Here is a 20,805-nt window from a genome sequence, read left to right on the forward strand (position 1 = left end):
GGTACCAGCGAAACCACCGGCGACGGCAGTGTCCACTGAGGAGGGTGTGGTGAGAAGACTCTGGGCCGCCGTCGCGGCCAGCAGTATGGCCGTCGTCGGCGCGGTCGCCGTGATCGGGCTCAACAGCACGGCCGAGGCGGCCGTCGGTGGCACCGGCACCGGCTACCTGAGCACCCGCGGCAACCAGATCATCGACGCGGGCGGCAACCCGGTGCGGCTGACCGGGCTCAACTGGTTCGGCATGGAGACCGACAACAAGACGTTCCACGGCCTGTGGGCCCGCCCGTGGCGCGACCACATCGACCAGATCGCCAGCCTCGGCTACAACACGCTGCGGGTGCCGTTCTCCGAGGATGCCCTGAAGCCCGGCGCGACCGCCAACAGCGTCGACGGCTACACCAACCCGGACCTGCAGGGCCTGACGCCGCTGCAGATCCTGGACAAGGTCGTCGCGTACGCCGGGACCAAGGGCATGCGCATCCTGCTGGACCGGCACCGCCCGACCAGTGCCGGGCAGAGCGCCCTCTGGTACGTCTCGGCGACCCCCGAGTCCACGTGGATCGCCAACTGGCGCTCGCTGGCCCAGCACTACGCGAACAACCCGACCGTCGTCGGCGCGGACCTGCACAACGAGCCGCACGCCGACGGTACCGACCCCAGCGGCACCGGCTCCTGCTGGGGCTGCGGCGACGTGAACCGCGACTGGCGCCTGGCCGCCGAGCGCGCCGGCAACGCCATCCTCGAGGTCAACCCCAACTGGCTCATCGTCGTCGAGGGCGTCAGCTGCACCAGCGGCGGCAACGCCAACGCCTGGGACAACATCCCCGACGAGCCCTGCGGCTGGTGGGGCGGCAACCTGTCCAAGGCCGGCCAGTACCCGGTCCGGCTCAACAAGCCGAACAAGCTCGTCTACTCCGCGCACGAGTACGGCAACTCCGTCTACCACCAGGCCTGGTTCGACGACCCGGCGTTCCCGAACAACCTCCCGGCGATCTGGGACGGCTTCTGGGGGTACCTGGAGAAGCAGAACATCGCACCGGTCCTCGTCGGCGAGTTCGGCTCGACGCTGCAGAGCCCGCAGGACGTCCTGTGGCTGAAGAAGCTCATGGAGTACATGGGCACCGGCGTCACCGGCATGGACTTCACCTACTGGTCCTGGAACCCGAACTCCGGTGACACCGGCGGCATCGTCGCCGACGACTGGAAGACGGTCAACCAGCAGAAGCAGTCGATCCTCCAGCCGTACCTGATCCCGCCCGTCGGCGGCACCGGCCCGACCGGTTCCGCGTCGCCGTCGGTGTCGGTGTCCGTCTCCCCGTCGGGCAACACCGGCCCTGGCGCCTGCACCGCGACCGTCCGCATCGACAACGCGTGGCAGGGCGGCTACCAGGCCGCGGTCACGGTGAAGAACACCGGCTCGTCCGCCGCGAACCCGTTCTCCATCACGTGGACCGTGCCGTCCGGGGTGACCCTCGGCAGCGGCTGGAACGCCACCGTCACCCAGTCGGGCACCACGTTCACCGCGGCCGCACCGACCTGGGCACCGTCCCTGGCCGCCGGCGCCTCGGTGACGATCGGCTACACCGCCAACGGTCCGTCAACCCCGCCGCCGAGCAACGTCAAGCTCAACGGCGCGACCTGCTCCTAGGGGTCGGGTGGGGAGGGGGCCCGGGAAGCGCATGCTTCCCGGGCCCCGCGCCTTTCCAGCGTGCTCAGACGCCGACGCGGGCGCGGATGACGGTGATGAGGGCGTCCTGCACGTCGGCGAGGGAGCGGTCCGGCTCGAAGACGAGCCAGTCGACGGCGACCACGAGGCACACCCCGAACAGGGCCGCCGCGGCCATGCGCACGTCCAGCGCGGCGTCGAACTGGCCCTCGTCGACGCCGCGGCGCAGCACCGCGGCGATGACGTCGACGGCCTCGCTGCGCAGGAGTTGCAGGGTCTGGTGCCACTCGCGGTTGGTGCGCCACATCTCCGACAGCAGCAGCTGCGCAAACGAGCGGTGGCGCTCGATGTACGCCAGCTCCGCCCGGATGAGTGCGAGGACCGCCTCCGGCGGCGCGACGCCGTCGACCGCGGCACGGAAGTCGGCGGTGAGCAGGCCGACGCCGTGCCGCAGCAGCTCCTCGAACAGCGCGTTCTTCGAGGGGAAGTTGTAGTAGACGGTGCCCTTGGCGACGCCGGCGCGCAGGGCGATGTCCTCGACGGTCGTGGCGGAGAAGCCGTGCTCGGCGATGAGCTCCATCGCGGCCTCGTACAGCCGCTGCCGGGTGTCGGTGCGGCGCCGGGTCCGGCCGTCTCCCACGTGAAACCCCTCTACATCACCAGGTCCGGGTGCAGCTTCGACGGCGTCAGGCGGCGCCCCCGCCACGCGGCCACGGTCGTCAGCGCGAACGCGGCAGCGGCGAACCCGGCCAGGACCAGGGCCCCGGTGACGACCGTACCGCCCGGGCCGCCGTTGACGAGGTGCCGGACCCCTGACACGACGTACGTCATCGGCAGGAACGGGTGGACCGCCTGCAGGATGCCGGGCGTGGTCTCGATCGGGTACGTGCCGCCGGACGACGTGAGCTGCAGCATCAGCACGGCGAGCGCGACGAGGCGGCCGGCCGTGCCGAGGCGGGCGCCGAACCACTGCACGATCGCGGTGAACGCGACGGCGGTGAGGCACAGGAACCCGTACATGGCGAGCGGGTGGGCGGGGTGCAGCCCGAGCGCGAACCGCACGACCAGGAACAGCGCCGTCGCCTGGACCACGCCGACGATGAGGCCGGGCAGCCAGCCGGCGAGGGCCGCGCGGTGGGCGGGCGCGCCGGACACCAGGTGCCGGCGGGTCAGGGGGCGCAGGACCATGTAGCTGATCATCGCGCCGACCCAGAGGGCGAGGCCGAGGAAGTACGGCGCGAAGCCGGCGCCGTACGTGGCGGCGGGGTGTTCGGTGTCGCGTTCGAGGGCCACCGGGTCGCCGAGGACGCCGGCCCGTTCGGCGCGGGTGTCGGGGTCGTAGCCGGGGATCTTCGCCGCGCCGTCGGACAGGCCGCGGGCCAGCCGGCTGGCGCCGTCGGAGAGCTCGCCGAGCCCGCCGGCGAGCCGGTGCCCGCCGTCGGCGAGGGCGCCGAGCCCGTCGTCGAGCTGCCGGGCGCCGGTGGAGAGCCGGAACAGCCCGCCGGACAGGTCGCGGGCACCGTTGGACAGCGAGCCGGTGCCGGCGTGCAGCTGGGCGGCGCCGGCGGCGGCCGGTTGAGGCCGTCGGCGAGCTGGTCGACCTGCGCCCGGGCGGCGACGACGTCGTCGGCGAGGTGCGGTGCGGCGGCCGCGACCTGCCGGGCGATCCGCGACGCGCGGTCCAGGTCGGCGCGCACGGCGGCGAGGTCGCCGGTCTCCAGGCGGGTCTGCACCGCCCGCGCCGCGGTGACGGCGGTGTCCGCGGCCGTGACGGCCGTGCGGTACTCGGCGCTGTCGACGATCTGCGGGTACCGCCTGCCGAGCTGCTCCAGCGACGCCCGGGTGGCCGTGGCCCGCTGGGTGGCGGTCGTGGCGAGGGCCGGCAGCGCGTCGAGGTGCTCGCGCAGCAGGTCGGCGCCGTCGGCGATGCTGGTCGCGGCGGCCTCGATGAGCGCGGCGTTGTCGCGCAGCACCGGCTCGATCGCGCCGGCGGCCGCGTCGACCTTCCCGGCGAGCAGCTGCCCGCCGGCGGCGGCCTGCGCCGTGCCGTCGGCGAGCTGCGCGGCGCCCTGGTCGAGGGCGACGAGCCCGTCGTACAGCTGCCGGGAGCCCTTCGTGGCCTCGTCGAGCCCGGCGGCGAGGTCGCCCGCGCCGGTGCCGGCCTGGTCGAGGCCGCCGGCGAGGTCGCCGGCGCCGGTGCCGGCCTGGGTGGCGCCGTCGGACAGCTTGCCCGCGGCGTCGGCGGCCTGGGCGGTCTGCGACTTGAGGTCGGTGAAGCCGATCAGCATCCGGTCGAAGTAGCCGCCGGCGGCGGACGCCGAGGCGCTCGCCCGTACCTCGGTGAAGACGCTGCGCGACAGCTGTCCGGTGAGGTAGTTGGTGGCGTCGTCGTTGACGACGAGCAGCCGCCCGCCGGTCGGGTCGCGGTCCGGGTCGGGCGGGGTGACCAGCGACGCGGAGAAGTCCGCCGGGATCTCGAAGACCACCTGGAAACGCCCCTCCGCGAGGCCTCTGCGGGCCGCCGCGTCGGTGGTCTGCTGCCAGCCGAACACGTCGCGGCGCAGGAGCCTGGCGGTGAGATCGTCGCCCGCGTGCACGGTGCTGCCGTCGGTGGCGGTCGCGGGCCGGTCCGCGTTGACCACCGCGACGGGGATGTGGCGCATGTTGCCGTACGGGTCCCAGAACGCCCACAGGTACAGCGCCCCGTACAGCAGCGGGATCAGCGCCAGGACGGCGAGCGCGGCGACGGTGATCGGCGCCCGGGTGAAGCGCCGCAGCTCGAACAGCGCGAGCCTCATCGGTGTCCCTCCAGGGCGAAGACGCGGCCCGTCGCGCTCTCCCGGGCGGCGGTGATGACGGCGATCCCGTCGGCCGTCAAGGCCTCCAGCGCCTCGTCGAGGCCGGCGCGCTCCACCGTGGACAGTCCGCTGTCGACGTCGTCGACGACCACGGCGGCGGGGCCCGCGATGCGGGCGAGGGTGAGGCCGAGCAGGTGCCGGCCGAGGGCGTCGAGGTCGCGGCCGAGGGTGCCGGGGTCCAGCGGCGGGTCCTCGACGCGACCCCTGCCGCGGCGGCCGAGCAGGATGCGCCGCTCCTCGACGTGCTCCGCGACGGTCAGCGCGGGCTCCGGCTCGTGGACGCCGGGGACGTGCCCGAGAGCGACGACACCCCGCCGGTGGACGCTGCCGGCGCTGGTCGCGAAGTAGCCGGCGAGGGCGAGCAGCAGCGACGTGCGCCCGCTGCCGGCCGGGCCGGTGACGGTGACCCGCTCCCCCGCCTCGATGTCGAGGTCGACGTCCCGGAACACCCAGCCGCGCCGGGTGCGGGCACCGAGCCCGCGCGCTTCCACAACGGTGGTCACAACAGCCCCCTGACTTGTACTGACCAGTCAGTCTAAAAACATGGGACTGCGATGATGCAAATGGATGTGCCGGACCTCACCCGGCGCGCGCCTCAGACGCGGAAGCCTGCACCCGATGGGCGTCGACCAGGTCGAGCAGCGCACGGACCGCGGCGCTCGGCCGGCGGGCCGAGCCGGTCGCCACTCCGAACGTCCAGCGCAGCCTCGCCCCGGTCACCGGCAGCGTCCGCAGGCCGGCCCCCGTGCCGACGGAGAAGCGCGGCAGCAGCGCGACGCCGAGGCCGTTGCGCACGTACTGGGCGACGGTGGCGATGTCCGCGACCTCGAGGGCCACCCGCCGCAGCAGCCCGGCGGCGGCGAACCCCCGGTCGACCTCGGTGCGGTTGCCGTAGCCCGGCGGCGAGTCGACGAACGGCTCGTCGGCGAGGTCGGCGAGGGTCACCGCGGCCCGGCCGGCGAGCCGGTGCGCCGCCGGCAGGACCGCGACGATCGGCTCGGCCACCAGGACGCGCACGGACAGACCCGTCGGCGGCCGCCCCGCCAGGGACAGGAACGCCACATCGAGCTCCCCGTCCAGCAGCGACCTGGCCAGCCCCGCCGACCCGGTCGGCGCCGCCCGCAGCCGCAGGTCAACGGCGGGATGCTCGGCCCGGAACTGGCCGAGCAGACCCGGCAGGTCGACGAACCCGACCGAGATCAGGGTGCCGATCCGCAGCGTGCCCCGCAGCCCGCCGCGGACCTCGTCGACGGCGTCCCGGGCGGCCTGGGCGGCGTCGATCGTGGCCCGGGCCGCGGGCAGCAGCGCGCTGCCGGCGTCGGTGAGCGCGACCCGCTGCGAGCTGCGGTCGAACAGCTGCGCGCCCAGCTCCCGCTCCAGGGACCGGATCGCGGCGGACACGCCGGACTGCACCACCCGCAACCGCTCGGCGGCACGGGAGAAGTTGCGCTCCTCGGCAACGGTCACGAAGTACACGAGATGCCGCAGCTCCATTGCAGCACTATCGCATTTCGTGATGGTGCCCAGCACGAACATTCGTCGCAGGTGCTGATGCGCCGCGGGCACAGTGTCACCATGACCACCGTGCTGACCCGGCCCACCGACCAGACGGCCACTGCCGACGCCACCCGCCACGAGCGGGGCTTCTGGACGATCGCGGTCGCGTTCGCCATATCCCTGGCCTTCACCGTCGTGCCGACCCCGTTGTGGGCGATCTACCAGCGCCACGACGGTTACTCGACGATCGCGGTCACCGTCGCGTTCGCCGCGTACGCGGTCGGCGTCATCGTCAGCCTCTTCCTCGCCGGGCACCTGTCGGACCGCTGGGGCCGCCGACGGGTGCTGCTGCCGGCGATCCTGCTCGAGGCGGCCGCCGCGGCGCTGTTCCTGACCTCGACGTCGCTGGGCGTGGTGATCGTCGCCCGGGTCCTGTCCGGCCTCGGCATCGGCATGATCACCGCGACGGCGACCGCGCACCTGTCCGAGCTGCACGCCACCGCCCGCCCGGCCGCCGGCCGCGGACGCGCCGACCTGGTGGCGACGGTGGCGAACCTCGGCGGGTTCGCGTTCGGCCCGCTCGTCGCGGGACTCCTCGCGCAGTACGTGACGGCGCCGCTGCGCACACCGTACGCCGTCTTCCTGGTGCTCCTGCTGGCGGCCGCGGCTGCCGTCGCCCTGGTGCCCGAGACCGTCGCGCGTCCACTGCGGCGGCAGCGGTACCGGCCGCAGCGGGTCGCCGTCCCGGCCGCCGCCAGGCCCCGCTACTTCGCCGCCGGCGGTGGCGCGTTCGCGGCGCTGTCGGTGCTGGGGCTGTTCACGTCGCTCGCGCCGGCCTTCGTCGCCGGTACGCTGCACCACCCGTCCCGCGCCCTCGCCGGGCTGGTCGCGTCGATGGTGTTCGCCAGCGGCGCCGCCGCGCAGGTCCTGCTGCGCCGCGAGCCGGTCCGCCGCCAGGTCGCCGGCGGCCTGGTGCTCATGACCGCGGGCCTGGTCACCGTGACCGCGGGCGTGTGGGCGGTGAGCCTGCCGGTATTCCTGCTCGGCGGCGTGGTGGCCGGTGCGGGCGCGGGCGCGCTGCTCAAGGGCGCCGTGTCCACGGTCGTCGACCTCGCACCGCCGGCCACCCGCGGCGAGGCCCTGGCGGGGGTCTTCCTCGGCGGGTACCTGGGGCTCGCGGTCCCCGTCCTCGGGCTGGGCGTGGCGACGCAGTTCCTGCCGGCGAGGGTGGCGCTGCTCGGCTTCGCCACCGTCATCGTGCTCGTGATCGCCGCGGTCAGCCGCCGCCTGCTGCGGCGCCGGCGGTGACGGTGACGCCGGCGGGCAGCGTTGCCAGACCCGCGGACCTCGACTCGGCGACCTGCCGGGCGAGGTCCTTCACCGACGGGCTGGTGCCGTTGCTGAGCTCCGACCGGGCCAGGCTCGCCAGCTGGTCCAGGTGCCCCCGCAGGCATTCGGCGACCTTCCGGTCGAACTCGGCGCCGCCCGCCCCGCCGATCGCGGCGAGGGTGTCGGCGTCCACCAGCCCCGGCATCTTGTGCCCCGCGTGCGGATTGCTGTCGTCCAGCCCCGCCTTGACGCGCAGCGCCTTCAGTTGCTGGATCTCCGAGGTGTACCGGACGCGCAGGTCCGCAGCGAGCCGGGTCAGCGCCGGGTCGGCGGAGCGCTGCGACACCAGGTCGAGCACGGGCAGCAGCTGCTCGTCCATCGGGATCATGAGCTGCACCCATGCGATGTCGGTGCCGCCGAAGTCGGTCGCGGCGGCGGCACTCGCGGTGGGGCCGCCGGTGCCCGGAGGGTCGGCTGCGCCACAACCTCCGAGGAGCAGGACGACAAGGGCTGCTGCGGCAAACCGCCTGGCGGGACGGCAGGGTCTGGGTAGCACGGCTGCTGGCTCCTTCCGTGGGCCTGGCCGCGGTCCCGCAGTTGCGGCGGTCAGGGCGCCCAGAGCCCGGAACGACCGCCACAACTGCGGAATCGGTGCACGGGATGGTCGCTCGCGCGGCCGCCCCGCCGGCGACGACCCCAACCCGGTCGCCGTCGGTGACATGCAGGTGGGACTTCCGGAAAATGCCCGGACGCCGCACCCGGCCGACACCGTGGGCGCGGTCCGCGGGCCGTGACGGCCTCGGCAGACCCACCCGCCGGACGATCGTTTCGAGCAGCCCCCGCCTGGACGACCAACCCGAACTGCCAGTCCTGCGGCGTCGGTCAGGTGACCCAGCCAACCCCCGTCGATCCGTTCGAATCGTGTGGCCGGCCACCTCGGCGCTGCTCCCCGCCGGCACCCGACCCGGCTGGAGAGCGCTCTCCGTAAAGGAAGTTTCCCGCCTGCTCCGGGCAGGTGTCAACACCTGCACAGCCACTCCTGACCGAATCCTGATCTTTGCCTCCCAATGGCCACCCGGCTTGACGAACCCCATCCGCACCGGCAGACTCTGACCATCTCGGAGAGCGCTCTCCAAGACGCAGCCCACCCCACCGCACCCCCGCGCCCTCAGCCCGCGCGGCCCACGAGACTGCCGGCGCGCGTCACTGACTCCAGGTCGCGGCGCGCGCCGGTTCAGCGCGATCGGACGATCTTGCCGACGTGATCCAAGTCGCGTGCGGGCCCGAATCGCGGGGAAGTCGTGACCATCGATGACCGGACCGTGAAGTACCACGCTTCACGCGCCGATCTTCACCCCGCCACTTGATCGAAGGACACCCGTGGTCGCCGGCGCGGCCACTGCTGCCCTTTGATCACGCCCGCAAGATCGTCCGCCGGCGCCGAACCGCGGCCGCCGACAGAAACACTGCCGTGCGCGCGCCGCCACCTCGCCCCTGCGCCGTGATCCAAGTCCCGGACCGGCCGTTCGGGCAGCCAGACCACGACTTCGATCAACCGATCCGTGATCCAAGCCCCGGACCGGCCGCGCCGGCAGCCGCACGGAACGGTCGCGCGGGCGGCCACCGGACGACTCGACCTCACCGCCGCGGCGCCACCTCACCGCCGCGGCGCCACCTCACCGCCGCGGCGCCACCTCACCGCCGCGCCGCCACCTCACCGCCGCGCCGCCACCTCACCGCCGCGCCGCCACCTCACCGCCGCGCCGTGATCGAAGTCGCGGGCCGGTCGTCCGGGCAGCCAGACCACGACTTCGATCAACCGATCCGTGATCCAAGTCCCGGACCGGCCGCGCCGGCAGCCGCACGGAACGGTCGCGCGGGCGGCCACCGGACGACTCGACCTCACCGCCGCGCCGCCACCTCACCGCCGCGCCGCCACCTCACCGCCGCGCCGCCACCTCACCGCCGCGCCGCCACCTCACCGCCGCGCCGTGATCGAAGTCGCGGGCTGGTCGTCCGGGCAGCCAGACCACGACTTCGATCAACCGATCCGTGATCCAAGTCCCGGACCGGCCGCGCCGGCAGCCGCACGGAACGGTCGTCCGGGCGGCCACCGGACGGCTTGATCGAGAATGCGGTGATCAAAGTCGCCCTGCGGTTGCCCGAGCGACCAGCGCACGGCGTTGATCACGGCGGTGTGATGGGCGCCAGCCGGCGCCGGACCGTACGTGCCGGTGGATGCGAATTCGGGGCGGCCGACGACCTTGCTGAGCGTGATCGAAGGACCGCGGCGGTCGTCCCGGTGGCCACTGGACGACTTCGATCAAACCCGGCCGGACCGTGAACGTCAGGCGGACTGGCGCACGACGAGCTTCGGGTCGAAGATGACCGACTCCACCCGTAGTGACGGATCGTCGATGCGGGCCAGGACCAGGCGGGCGCTCTCCGCCGCCATGTCCTCCAGGGGATGCCGGACCGTGGTGAGCTGCGGCCGGGCGTCCAGGGCGGCGCTGCTGTCGTCGAAGCCGACCACCGCCACGTCGTCCGGGACCCGCAGTCCGCGGCCGCGCAGCGCCATCACGGCGGCCTGGGCCATGACGTCGTTGGCGACGAAGACCCCGTCCAGCTCCGGCTGCTGCTCGAGGAGCTCCAGCAGCGCGGTCTCCCCCGACTCGTAGGTGAAGCCGCCCTCGACCGTCGGGAACCAGGCGTAGCCGTGGCGGGCCAGGGCCTGGCGGAAGCCGGTGAGCCGGTCCTGGCTGGCGGGGACGTGCGCGGGGCCGGTGATCATGCCCAGGCGGGTGCAGCCGCGGCCGATGAGGTGCTCGGCGGCCAGGACGCCGCCGGCGTCGTTGGCGAGGTCCACGTAGCTGATCGGCACCGGCTGGGCCGGGCGGCCGACGAGGGCCGCGGCGATGCCGGCCTCGTACAGCTGGCGGGGCAGCGTGTCGTCGGGGTGCAGCGACAGCACGACCGCGCCGTCGGCCTGGCCCTGGCCGAGGTCGCCGACGAGCCGGCCGCGGGCCTCGTCGGTGCCGACGATCTGCAGCGCGAGCTGGATGCCCTTGGGGCGCAGGACCGACATGACGCCGCCGACGATGCGGCCGAAGAACGGGTCGGCGAAGAAGCGGCGCATGAACGGGTCGTCGTCGTGGCTGACCGCGTCGGAGACGACGAGGGCCACCGTCCCGCTGCGGCGGGTGACGAGGGAGCGGGCCGCGCGGTTGGGCACGTAGCCGGTGGCGTCGACGGCCTGCCACACGATGGCGTGCAGCTTCGGGTCGACGTTGCGAACACCGTTGATGACGCGCGACACCGTGGCCCGGGAGACGCCGGCGGCTTCCGCGACGTCTTCAAGGGTGGGTTTGCGGGCCGAACGTGGATCGCTCATGGCCGGTTTTATAGCACGGTGCATGGAGAGCGCTCTCCACTACATAGCACGAAATTCGCTGAAAAATACAGACGAAAGGGCGGGCGGCCGAGGCCGCCCGCCCGATTCGCGGGGCCTACCGGTACACGCCGAACTCCCAGAGCGAGTAACCGTAGGTGGTCGGCTTCGCCGTGCCGTTCATGCGCACGTACCTGGCGTTGCCGCTGACGTTGAGCTCGTCGAAGCCGCCGTTGCCGGTCGTCGTCGAGTAGATCGTCGTCCAGTTCGCGTTGTCGTCGGACGTCTGGATCTGGTAGCCGCTCGCGTACGCCGCCTCCCAGGCCAGGAAGACCTTGTTGAAGGTCTGCTTGCTGCCCAGGTCGACCGTGCACCACGCGGTGGCGACCCACTCCGACGCCCAGCGGGTGCCGTAGTTGTTGTCGGTCGCGTAGGACGGCAGCTGCGGGCCGTTGGTGCCGGTTGGCTGGTAGGACGACGCGGTCACGGTCTTGCCCTGGGCGATGTTGGTGCCGGCGATGACCGGCGGCACCACCTTGAACGACTTCGTCTCGATGCCGACGTTGCCCTGGCCGTCGAAGGCGTAGACGTAGACCTTCCACACGCCGAGGGTCTCCGGCGCGGTCACCGTGAAGGTGGAGCCGTTCTGGGTGAACCTGACGTTGCGGAAGCCGGTGTTGCCGGTGATGTGCTTGTCGCTGATCATCACGTTGTACCGGATGGTGTCGCCGTTGGGGTCGTTCGCGGCGACGTTGACGGTGAAGGTGCCACCGGCGGGCACGGCGGTCTGGTTGCCGACCGTCATGCTGGTGATCTCCGGTGCCGTGTTGGCCAGCGGCGTGCCGGTGTAGGCCTGCTTCAGCGCGCCGTACCCGAGCCGGCGCCAGCCGCCGCCGTAGGTGTTGAGCCAGACGCCGCCGAAGTCATTCTCCAGGCCGTAGTGGAACTCGGTCGCGCCGAGCGCCACGCCGGGGTGACCCTTGATCGCGTTCCAGCTGGCGGTGTAGCCCGCCCGCTTCTGCAGGTCGGTCGGCTCGGTGGGCACACCGTTGACGTCGTTCGGGACCTCCCACTCACCGGACGGGCCGGCCTCGGTGACCACGTACGGCTTGGTGTAACCGCCGGCGATCCAGTCCGGCTTGATGTTGTTGATCGCGCCGTAGGAGTTGACCGCGAGCAGGTCCAGGGCCGGGGCGTTGTTCTTGTAGTACGGCCACGCGCCGGTGTACGCGTCGGTCGAGGTGACCGGGTGGTTCGGGTCGGCGGCATGGATCGCGATCGCCAGCTCGTTGACGAACTTGGCGTACGCCACGCGGCGGGCCTCGACGACGTCCGCGGCCAGGCCGTGGTCCTGCATGGTCAGGATGACCTCGTTGCCGACGTCCCACATCAGCACGCCCGGGTGGTTCTTGAGCGCGTTGACCCGGTTCACGACCTCGGTCTTCGTGGCGTTCTTGTACGCGGTGTCGTTGACGTAGTCGGCGCCCTGGTTGAGCCAGTGCCCGACGATCACCTTGATGCCCTGCTGCGCGGCCCGGTTGAGCAGCGTCGGGGTGTTCGCGTCGTCCACGCCCCAGGTGCGGATCGTGTTGACGCCCATGTTCTTCAGGTCGCGCATGTACCCGTCGGCGGCGGCCTGCGGCGGCCCGTAGGTCAGACCGCGGATCTCCCACGGCTGGCCGCCGACCTGCAGCTGCCAGTTGCCCTGCGAGCCGGTGACCTTGACGACGCTCGGGCCGCCCGGCGTGGCCGGGTCCGTCATCGCGGCCGGCGTGGTGCCGGTCTGCTTGGACACCGTGACCGAGTCGACGGACAGGATGCCGCCGGACGTGGTCTGCGGGGTCGGGACGGTGTAGCCGGCGATCGCGTTCGGCCACGCGCCGCCCATGGCGAGGTCGAGCCGCAGGTAGAAGCCGTGCTGGACGGCCGCGTTCCACGCGGTGACGCCGACCTGACTCTTGCGCACGACCCAGGACTGCTTGCCGTCGAGGTAGAAGCGGATCTCCTCGTCGGTCTTCGTGCGGTCGATGACCTGGGTGTACTCGTGGAAGCCGGTCTGGCAGCCGGTGCAGCTGGCCAGGCCCGAGGTGCGGCCGTTGTACTCGCCGCACGGCCCGTCGGGGGCGGTGCCGCAGTGCAGGGTCTGCGACAGCTGGCTGCGGCCGTTGACCCCGGTCATGATGTCGGTCTCGCCGACGCCCGGCCAGTTGTTGTAGTTGCCGCGGTAGGCGGCGCCGGTGGCCCGGAAGCCCGGCCAGTAGCCGTCGCCGTTGGCGACGTCCGGCTGCTTGAGCACGGCGGTGAACTTGACCTGCTCGCCCGCGGCGGCCTGGAAGTCGGTCCGTTGGGTCTCGATGCGGCCCGACGTCCACGCGCCGGCGCCGTCACGGATGGCCTTGATGTTGAGCTTGCCGGCGCCGTCGAGGTAGACGTTGGCGGTCGACGCGCTGGAGGTCTCGACCGAGCCGGTGCCCCAGTTCGCGGCGCCGCCCGGGTACTGCGTGCCGGTCCGCAGCAGCCAGTTGGCCGCCGACGGGGAGGTGTTGGCCGGCCCGTCGAAGGAGTCGGTCCAGACCTGCGTCCAGTTGGGGTCCTGCGACGGCGACGTGCTCGGCGTCGGGCTGGTGCTGGTCGGCGGGGTGGTGGTGCTGCCGCCGCCACCGAGAGCGATCTTGAACTCCCACAGGGAGTAGCCGTAGCCGCCGGGGCGGGCGGTGCCGTACATCCGGACGTACCGGCCGGCGCCCGTCACCGGGATCGTCTGGGTGCCGCCGGTGCCGGTGCTGGTCGAGTAGACGTCGGTCCAGCCGGTCGCGTTGTCGGACACCTGGATCTGGAAGGCCTTGCCGTAGGCGCCCTCCCACTGCAGCACGACCTGGCAGACGTTCTGCTTGCTGCCGAGGTCGACCTGCAGCCACTGCGGGTCGCTGAACTGGCTGCTCCAGCGCGTGCCGGCGTTGCCGTCCACGGCGTTGGCGGCGACCACGTCCGCGCCCTCGACGCTCGACGCGGTGGCGGTCTTGCCCTGCGCGGCATTGGTCCCGGTGTCACACGTCCCGGGGTTGGTGGTGCCGTCCAGGGAGCCGTACACCTTGAACTCGTACAGCGAGTAGCCGTAGCCGGTGCCGCGCTCCGTGCCGCTCAGCCGCACGTAGCGGCCGGCGCCGGACACATTGAGCGTCTGCGTGCCGCCGGCGCCCGTCGTGGTGGTGTAGATGTCGGTCCAGGTCGTGTCATTGCTCGACGTCTGGATCTTGAAGGACTTGCCGTAGGCGCCCTCCCACTGCAGCACGACCTGGCTGATGGTGGCGGGACCACCCAGGTCGATGCGGATCCACTGCGGGTCGCTCCACTGGCTGCTCCAGCGGGTGCCGGCGTTGCCGTCGTTGACGAAGCTGGCGGCCACGTCGGGTGCCTGGTCCGACGACGACGTGACGGGCTTGCCCTGCGAGATCAGGCTGTCGGCGGCGCGCGCGAACGGCGCGACCACGACAGCGACGGCGGCGACGACGGCAACGACCAGGGCGATGCGCCATCGCGAACTGAGCAGTCTCCGCCAGGCGGGGGCGGAAGCATGTGCCGGATGCACGTGAGCTCCTTGCTGAGGGGTGAGGAGGCGCGGGCGGGGGGATCTCTTGGAGAGCGCTCTCCGATAGGTCGCAGTGTTGCCCCGCTGTTTCCCGTGTGTCAAGAGTCCTCGATTTCTTTGGTGGCATTTTGTCCGGTACGCGCAGAAGCGTGCTCCCTCGCACCTTGACACTCGGACACGCGACGTCGCAGTCTGGTCACACGGCTTGGAGAGCGCTCTCCAAGCCACCTATCTGTTGACGTTCGGGGAAGTGGTGGTGGGTGTGAGCACGACAGCGGTGCAGACCGCGAAAGGCGTCCTGACGTTTCCCTCGGACTTCTGGTGGGGCGCGGCGACCGCGGCCTACCAGATCGAGGGCTCCGTGGACGTCGACGGCCGCACCCCGTCGATCTGGGACACCTTCTCCGCCCAGCCCGGCCGCATCGACAACGGCGACACCGGCGCCCGCACGACCGGGCACTACCAGCGCTACCGCGACGACGTCGCGCTGATGCGGGACCTGGGGCTGTCGTCGTACCGGTTCTCGATCGCGTGGCCGCGGATCCGCCCCGCCGGTGGATCCGGGGTCAACGAGGCCGGCCTCGGCTTCTACGACCGGCTGGTCGACGAGTTGCTCTCCGCGGGGGTACGGCCCACCGCGACGCTCTACCACTGGGACCTGCCGCAGGAGCTCGAGGACGCCGGCGGATGGACCAACCGGGACACGGCGCTGCGCTTCGGCGACTACGCGGCGGCGGTCGCCGCCCGGCTCGGCGACCGCGTCGCGCTGTGGAACACGCTGAACGAGCCGTGGTGCTCGGCGTTCCTCGGCTACGGCACCGGCGGGCACGCGCCCGGCCGGCGCGGGCACCTCAACGCCCTCGTCGCCACCCACCACCTGCTGCTCGCGCATGGGCTCGGCGTCGCGGCGCTGCGCTCCGCGGGGGTCGCCGGGCAGGTCTCGGTGGCGTTGAACGCCGGCGCGGTGCGACCGTTCACCGACGCCCCCGCCGACCTGGACGCGGCGCGGCGCATCGACGGCCTGCTCAACCGCATCTACTTCGACCCGATCCTGCGCGGCTCATACCCCGCCGACACGGTGGCCGACATTTCCGAAATCACGGATATGTCGTATGTGCGGCCCGGCGACCTGGAGGTGGTGTCGCAGCCGATCGACGCGGTCTGCGTGAACTACTACCAGCCGGACCTGGTCAGTGCGGCCACGGACGGCACCCTCGACGAGGGCACCCCGTATCCGACGGCGCAGCACGTCCGCTTCCACCCGACCCCGGGCCCCGTCACACACATGGGCTGGTCCGTCGACCCGACCGGCCTGCGCGACCTGCTCCTGCGCATCCGCCGCGACTACGGCGACCGGCCGATCTACGTCACGGAGAACGGCGCCGCCTACGACGACCGCCCCACCCCCGATGGCGCGATCCACGACCCCGAGAGGATCGCCTACCTGCAGGGGCACCTGGCCGCGGTCCACGAGGCCATCACCGCCGGCGTCGACCTGCGCGGCTACTTCGCCTGGTCCCTGCTCGACAACTTCGAGTGGGCCTTCGGCTTCAGCCGCCGCTTCGGCCTCATCCACGTCGACTACGACACGCTGCGCCGCACGGTGAAGTCCTCTGGCCACTGGCTCGCCGAGGCCATCACCCGCAACGCCATCGACGCTCCGTGAGAGTTCAGGCGGCCGGCGCGGGTGGACGGGTGAGTGCTCGCGCGTGGCTCGTCGGCGCCGCTGTCCGTGAGCAACCCGAGGCTGCTTTTCGTACCATGGCGGAAACGAGCGCCACGGTCAGGCTGGTGTGCTGCGCCGCACGCTGATGAAGAACGTCTCGATCCGGCGCACGACGTGCATCAGGCTGGCGAAGTCGACGGGTTTCGCGATGTACGTGTCGACCCGCAGCTCGTGACTGCGCAGGAAGTCCTCCTCGGCCCTGGAGCTGGTGAGCACCACCACCGGGATGCTGTTGAGCTCGGGGTCGGCGTGGATCACCTCGAGGACCACGCGGCCGTCGACGCCGGGCAGGTTGAGGTCCAGCAGCACGATGTCGGGCCGCGGCGCGCCCGCGTGGACGCCCTGCCGGCGCAGGAACCGCAGCGCCTCGGCGCCGTCGGTGCAGACCGACAGCCGGTTGGACACCTTGTGCTCGGCGAACGCCTCGCGCGTGATGAGCACGTCGCCCGGATCGTCCTCGACGAGCAGGATCTCGATCGGCACGCCGGGCGGCGCATCGTCCACGGTGCTCATCGAGTGTCCTTCCGGTGCAACATGTCCCGGGCCAACGATAACGCCCGGCGCAAGACCGGCTACGGTCATACCGCTACCCACGAAGTGGAGATTGTCGGATGGCGTTCTCGATCTCGACGTTCAATGGGCACAGCGTGGTCCGGGCAGACGGCGAACTCGACGTCAGCACCGCACCGCAGCTGCGCCAGACGATCACCACCGCGCTCGACGAGGGCGGCGGCAAGGTGATCGTCGACCTGACCGCGGTCACGTTCATGGACTCCACGACCCTCGGCGTGCTCATCGGCGCGCACAACCGGGTCCGCGAGACCGGCGGCGCGCTCGGCCTGGTCTGCCCGGACGACAAGGTCCGCCGGGTGTTCCGGATCACCGGCCTGGACAAGGTCTTCTCCCTGCACGACACCCTGCCCGAGGCCGCCACCGCGCTGGCTTAGCGCCCGTGGGGCCGCCCATCCAGCGGGTGCGTCTGGCACCATCGGGGGGTGGAGCGTTCCCCTGCCGCCGGTTGCGAGGCCTTCCGCGAGGCGCTGTCCGCGCGTCTCGACGGTGAGGCCGAGCCGATCGACGCCGCCCTGACGGACGCGCATCTGTTGCGCTGCGCCGGGTGCCGCACGTGGCACGCCGACGCGGCGTCGGCCACCCGGCTGTTCCGGGTCCATCAGGTGCCCGCCCAGCCGGCCGGCTCCGACGACCTGCTCGCCGCGCTCGACGCCCACGGTGTCCTTCCCGCCGCGGAGGTACCGCCCACGCGGCGCTTCGCGGGTGCCTTGCGCAGCAGGTTCGCCGGGCGCCGGGCCCTGGTGGTGGGGTTGCGGGTGCTGCTCGGCGGGTTCGGGGCGGCCCAGTTCGTCCTCGGGATCGCCCAGGTCACCAACGCCGCCACCGCCACCGAGCTGCACGGCAACGGCTCGGGGCACCTGTGGCACGAGTCCGCCGCCTGGAACGTCGCCATCGGCGCCGGCTTCGGCTGGATCGCCAGCCGCCGCGGCCGCCCGGCGGGCGCGCTGCCGATGCTGACCGCGTTCGTCGCGCTGCTGGCCCTGCTCAGCGTCAACGACGTCCTCGCCGGGCGGGTCGAGACGGCACGGCTGCTCAGCCACGGGTTCGTCCTGGCCGGGTACGCGATCGTCGTCGCCCTCACCCGGCCCGCCCTCGACCCGGGCCGCCCGCCGTCGCGCCTGCCCTCTCCCCCGTCTTCGTCTTCGTCCTCTTCCTCGTCCGGGGGCGACGGCGGGGACGCTCCGCCGCGGCGACGGTTGCGGCTCGTTCCCGGGCAGACGACCGCCCGGGCCACGGACCGCGAGGCGGCCTGACCCTCGGCCGTCCTCGTCAGGGGCGTTCGTCCACCACGCGGCGCATCTTGCCGGCGGAGCGTTCCACGCCGCCCGGGTCCAGCACGCGGACCGTCACCGTCACCCCGATGACGTCCTTCACCAGGGACTCCAGCCGCGCCCCGGCGACCGGGGCGTCGCCGGGGTGGGTGTCCGGCCGCCGTTCGACCTGCACCGTGAGCGTGTCGAGCCGGTCGGGCCGCGTCAGCACGCACTGGAAATGCGGTGCCAGCGCCGGCACCCGCAGCAGCAGCTCCTCGATCTGGGTGGGGAACACGTTCACGCCACGGACGATCATCATGTCGTCGCTGCGCCCGGTGATCCGCTGCATGCGGCGCATCGTGCGGGCGGTGCCGGGCAGCAGCCGGGTGAGGTCGCGGGTGCGGTACCGGATGACCGGCATCGCCTCCTTCGTCAGCGACGTGAGCACCAGCTCGCCGACCTCGCCGTCGGGCAGCACGGCGCCGGTGACGGGGTCGATGATCTCCGGGTAGAAGTGGTCCTCCCACAGGTGCAGGCCGTCCTTGGTCTCGGCGCACTCGACGGCGACACCGGGCCCCATCACCTCGGACAGCCCGTAGATGTCCACCGCGTGCATGTCCAGGCGCGACTCGATCTCGGTGCGCATGTCACCGGTCCACGGCTCCGCCCCGAGGATGCCGACGGCCAGTGACGTCGCGGCCGGGTCGATCCCCTGCCGGTGCATCTCGTCGACGATCGCGAGGAGGTACGACGGGGTCACCATGATGACGTCCGGCCGGAAGTCCTGGATGAGCATGACCTGCCGCTCGGTCATGCCACCGGAGACGGGCACGACGGTGCAGCCGAGCCGCTCGGCGCCGTAGTGGGCCCCGAGGCCGCCGGTGAACAGGCCGTAGCCGTACGCGACGTGCACGACGTCGCCGGGGCGCCCGCCGGCGGCACGGATCGAGCGGGCCATGAGCGCGGACCACGTGTCGATGTCGCCGGCCGTGTACCCCGCGACGGTGGGCCGCCCGGTCGTGCCGGAGGAGGCGTGGACCCGGACGACCTGCTGCCGCGGTACCGCGAACATGCCGAACGGGTACTGCCGCCGAAGGTCCTCCTTGGTGGTGCACGGGAACGCCGCGAGGTCGCCCAGCTCGCGCAGGTCGTCCGGGTGGACCCCGGCGGCGTCGAACGCTTCGCGGTAGTGCGGCACCCGCTCGTAGACCGTCTGCAATGTCTGCCGCAGCCGTCCGAGTTGCAGGGCGGCGAGCTCGTCCCTGGAGGCGGTCTCGACAGGATCGAGCGTGGCGGGGTCGACGTCGATGTCGCGCACTCCTGCATCCTGCCGCACGCGTGTCGCGTCTCACCATCAATCCAGGTGTGATGATCTTTCTGAATCGATACAGTAGACGGCAGGACCACCCCAGATGAAGGAGTCGAATGATGGCCACCCAGACGACCGCGAGCCGGGTTCGCAACGCTGTGACCAGCCGTTTCGAGGCGCGCCGGGCACGGCGGACCCTCGCGCGGGAGATCGCCGCGTACCGGACGCCGGCCGAGCGCCTGGAGCTCGACCTGATCCTCGGCCGCCACACCGCCGAGGAGACCCGCGAGATCGACGAGATCCTGCGCAACCAGGCGGCCGCCTCGCGCTCGACCTTCCAGGCCCTGCAGGTCGAGCTGACCTAATGCTGTGTGGCGGTGTCCATTGTTGTACCAACTAGTATGTACAGCATGGACACCGCCGACCGCCTGGTCGAGAGCACCCGCGCGCTGCTGTGGGAGCGCGGCTACACCGGCACCAGCCCCCGCGCCATCCAGGACCGCGCCGGCGCCGGCCAAGGCAGCATGTATCACCACTTCCGCGGCAAGCCCGACCTCGCCGCCGTCGCCATCGAGCGCACCGCCTCCGAGTTGCGCGCCCGGGCCGGTGTCCTGCTGGACGGCCCGGGGACTGCGGTCTCGCGGATCACCGCGTATCTGACAGTGGACCGCGACGTGCTGCGCGGCTGCCCGGTCGGCCGTCTCACCCAGGACCCGGACGTCCTGGCCGACCCGGCGCTGCATGGCCCGGTCACGGAGACGTTCGCCTGGCTGTGCTCTGCGCTGTCGTCGGTGCTCGCCTCCGACCCGTCGCTGTCGTCCAAGCTCGATCCCGACGACACCGCTGCCGCGATCGCCGCCACCCTGCAGGGCGGCTATGTCCTTGCCCGGGCGGCGGGTTCCCGGGAGCCGTTCGACCGGGCGGTCCGGGGCGCGCTCGCCCTGCTGCGATCGGCGGCCGCCTGATGCTCGCGATGCAGTACTCGCTGACGCTGCCGGCGGACTACGACATGGGCATCATCCGGGAGCGGGTCCGGCGCAACGGGCACGCCTTGGACGACCGCGCGGGTCTCGCCCTGAAGGCGTACCTGATCCGGGTCCGCGGTGTCGACGGCTCCCAGGTGAGCCAGTACGCCCCGTTCTACCTGTGGAACTCCCCGGCCGCGATGACGCAGTTCCTGATCGGCGGCGGCGGCTTCCAGAACATCGTCCGCGACTTCGGCCGCCCACCCGTCTCCCAGTGGACGGTGATCGCGTGTGTTCGCGGCGCCGCCGGCGAGTCACCACTGGCCGCCTCCCGGCGGATCGTCGAACTCCCGCAACCGCCCCAGGGCGACGCGGCCGTTTCGATCGACGACGAACTTGCCGAGCTGGCCACCCTCGCCGACCACCCGGACCTGCACACAGCAGCACTGGCTTTCGACCCGAGGGACTGGCACCTGCTGCGCTTCACGCTTTGGCGCCACCAGGTGCCCGCCGGCGAACCTGCCGGCGAACGCTACGAGGTGCTGCACGTGTCCGCGCCTGAACTCGACCTGCACAGCGCCGGATATCGCGACTCCACCGATATGCACAAATGAAGGGTGGCGGGCCTCACACCGATCTGCAGGACGAATGT

General features: G+C 72.2%; 19 protein-coding genes. 9 read left to right on the top strand and 10 right to left on the bottom strand.

Annotated elements, in window-relative coordinates:
- Positions 1-85: 85 nt before the first annotated feature.
- Positions 86-1,648: a cellulase family glycosylhydrolase gene (locus OHA72_RS54470; protein WP_327011844.1), complete on the top strand. Its 1,563-nt coding sequence runs from the start codon at positions 86-88 to the stop codon at positions 1,646-1,648.
- Between the two features lie 64 nt (positions 1,649-1,712).
- Here OHA72_RS54470 and OHA72_RS54475 read toward each other — a convergent pair whose 3' ends face one another.
- The 5 genes from OHA72_RS54475 to OHA72_RS54495 form a co-directional block, all read right to left on the bottom strand.
- Entirely contained in the window at positions 1,713-2,306 is a 594-nt protein-coding gene (locus OHA72_RS54475) for a TetR/AcrR family transcriptional regulator (protein ID WP_327003981.1), read from the bottom strand.
- A gap of 11 nt (positions 2,307-2,317) precedes the next feature.
- Positions 2,318-2,959, bottom strand: a complete 642-nt coding sequence (locus OHA72_RS54480) for a YhgE/Pip family protein (RefSeq protein WP_327003982.1) — start codon at positions 2,957-2,959, stop codon at positions 2,318-2,320.
- Complete coding sequence (locus OHA72_RS54485; protein ID WP_327003983.1) at positions 2,863-4,464, bottom strand: YhgE/Pip family protein; 1,602 nt, start codon at positions 4,462-4,464, stop codon at positions 2,863-2,865. The genes OHA72_RS54480 and OHA72_RS54485 overlap by 97 nt, the downstream gene beginning before the upstream one ends.
- Positions 4,461-5,027 (bottom strand): ATP-binding cassette domain-containing protein, encoded by a 567-nt coding sequence (locus OHA72_RS54490; RefSeq protein WP_327003984.1) that lies wholly within the window; start codon positions 5,025-5,027, stop codon positions 4,461-4,463. The genes OHA72_RS54485 and OHA72_RS54490 overlap by 4 nt, the downstream gene beginning before the upstream one ends.
- Before the next feature lie 76 nt (positions 5,028-5,103).
- Complete coding sequence (locus tag OHA72_RS54495) at positions 5,104-6,018, bottom strand: LysR family transcriptional regulator (protein ID WP_327003985.1); 915 nt, start codon at positions 6,016-6,018, stop codon at positions 5,104-5,106.
- Between the two features lie 81 nt (positions 6,019-6,099).
- Between OHA72_RS54495 and OHA72_RS54500 the strand changes: the two genes are divergently transcribed.
- The gene (locus OHA72_RS54500; protein ID WP_327003986.1) at positions 6,100-7,329 is read left to right on the top strand and encodes an MFS transporter; all 1,230 of its coding nucleotides are present in this window, start codon (positions 6,100-6,102) and stop codon (positions 7,327-7,329) included.
- On the opposite strand, the gene OHA72_RS54505 is transcribed toward OHA72_RS54500, so the two are convergent.
- Complete coding sequence (locus OHA72_RS54505) at positions 7,298-7,738, bottom strand: DUF305 domain-containing protein (RefSeq protein WP_327003987.1); 441 nt, start codon at positions 7,736-7,738, stop codon at positions 7,298-7,300. The two genes, OHA72_RS54500 and OHA72_RS54505, sit on opposite strands and share 32 nt — an antisense overlap.
- Before the next feature lie 1,174 nt (positions 7,739-8,912).
- Here OHA72_RS54505 and OHA72_RS54510 point away from each other — a divergent pair.
- Positions 8,913-9,119, top strand: coding sequence for a hypothetical protein (locus OHA72_RS54510; protein ID WP_327003988.1), 207 nt, complete (start codon positions 8,913-8,915; stop codon positions 9,117-9,119).
- A gap of 578 nt (positions 9,120-9,697) precedes the next feature.
- Here OHA72_RS54510 and OHA72_RS54515 read toward each other — a convergent pair.
- Both OHA72_RS54515 and OHA72_RS54520 read right to left on the bottom strand, forming a co-directional pair.
- Positions 9,698-10,741 (bottom strand): LacI family DNA-binding transcriptional regulator, encoded by a 1,044-nt coding sequence (locus OHA72_RS54515; RefSeq protein WP_327003989.1) that lies wholly within the window; start codon positions 10,739-10,741, stop codon positions 9,698-9,700.
- Positions 10,742-10,856: 115 nt separating this feature from the next.
- On the bottom strand, positions 10,857-14,327 hold the full coding sequence (locus OHA72_RS54520) for a galactose-binding domain-containing protein (RefSeq protein ID WP_327003990.1): 3,471 nt from the start codon (positions 14,325-14,327) through the stop codon (positions 10,857-10,859).
- 262 nt (positions 14,328-14,589) lie between these two features.
- On the opposite strand from OHA72_RS54520, the gene OHA72_RS54525 reads away from it, so the two are divergent.
- The gene (locus tag OHA72_RS54525; RefSeq protein WP_327003991.1) at positions 14,590-15,993 is read left to right on the top strand and encodes a GH1 family beta-glucosidase; all 1,404 of its coding nucleotides are present in this window, start codon (positions 14,590-14,592) and stop codon (positions 15,991-15,993) included.
- Positions 15,994-16,110: 117 nt separating this feature from the next.
- On the opposite strand, the gene OHA72_RS54530 is transcribed toward OHA72_RS54525, so the two are convergent.
- Entirely contained in the window at positions 16,111-16,566 is a 456-nt protein-coding gene (locus OHA72_RS54530) for a response regulator (RefSeq protein WP_327003992.1), read from the bottom strand.
- 98 nt (positions 16,567-16,664) lie between these two features.
- Between OHA72_RS54530 and OHA72_RS54535 the strand changes: the two genes are divergently transcribed.
- A complete protein-coding gene (locus OHA72_RS54535) occupies positions 16,665-17,000 on the top strand; it encodes an STAS domain-containing protein (RefSeq protein ID WP_327003993.1) in 336 nt (111 codons plus the stop codon).
- A gap of 48 nt (positions 17,001-17,048) precedes the next feature.
- Positions 17,049-17,879, top strand: coding sequence for a zf-HC2 domain-containing protein (locus OHA72_RS54540; protein ID WP_327003994.1), 831 nt, complete (start codon positions 17,049-17,051; stop codon positions 17,877-17,879).
- Positions 17,880-17,895: 16 nt separating this feature from the next.
- Here the strand turns inward: OHA72_RS54540 and paaK are convergent, their stop codons facing one another.
- Positions 17,896-19,197: a phenylacetate--CoA ligase PaaK gene (gene paaK, locus OHA72_RS54545; protein WP_327003995.1), complete on the bottom strand. Its 1,302-nt coding sequence runs from the start codon at positions 19,195-19,197 to the stop codon at positions 17,896-17,898.
- 110 nt (positions 19,198-19,307) lie between these two features.
- On the opposite strand from paaK, the gene OHA72_RS54550 reads away from it, so the two are divergent.
- Genes OHA72_RS54550 through OHA72_RS54560 form a run of 3 tightly spaced genes read left to right on the top strand, consistent with a single transcriptional unit; the run spans position 19,308 to position 20,767 of the window.
- The gene (locus OHA72_RS54550) at positions 19,308-19,553 is read left to right on the top strand and encodes a hypothetical protein (protein ID WP_327003996.1); all 246 of its coding nucleotides are present in this window, start codon (positions 19,308-19,310) and stop codon (positions 19,551-19,553) included.
- 45 nt (positions 19,554-19,598) lie between these two features.
- On the top strand, positions 19,599-20,153 hold the full coding sequence (locus OHA72_RS54555) for a TetR/AcrR family transcriptional regulator (RefSeq protein WP_327003997.1): 555 nt from the start codon (positions 19,599-19,601) through the stop codon (positions 20,151-20,153).
- A gap of 8 nt (positions 20,154-20,161) precedes the next feature.
- Complete coding sequence (locus OHA72_RS54560) at positions 20,162-20,767, top strand: DUF4865 family protein (RefSeq protein ID WP_327003998.1); 606 nt, start codon at positions 20,162-20,164, stop codon at positions 20,765-20,767.
- Positions 20,768-20,805: the final 38 nt, after the last annotated feature.

The sequence above is a fragment of the Dactylosporangium sp. NBC_01737 genome (genome assembly GCF_035963215.1).
In the GTDB taxonomy this organism is placed as follows: domain Bacteria; phylum Actinomycetota; class Actinomycetes; order Mycobacteriales; family Micromonosporaceae; genus Dactylosporangium.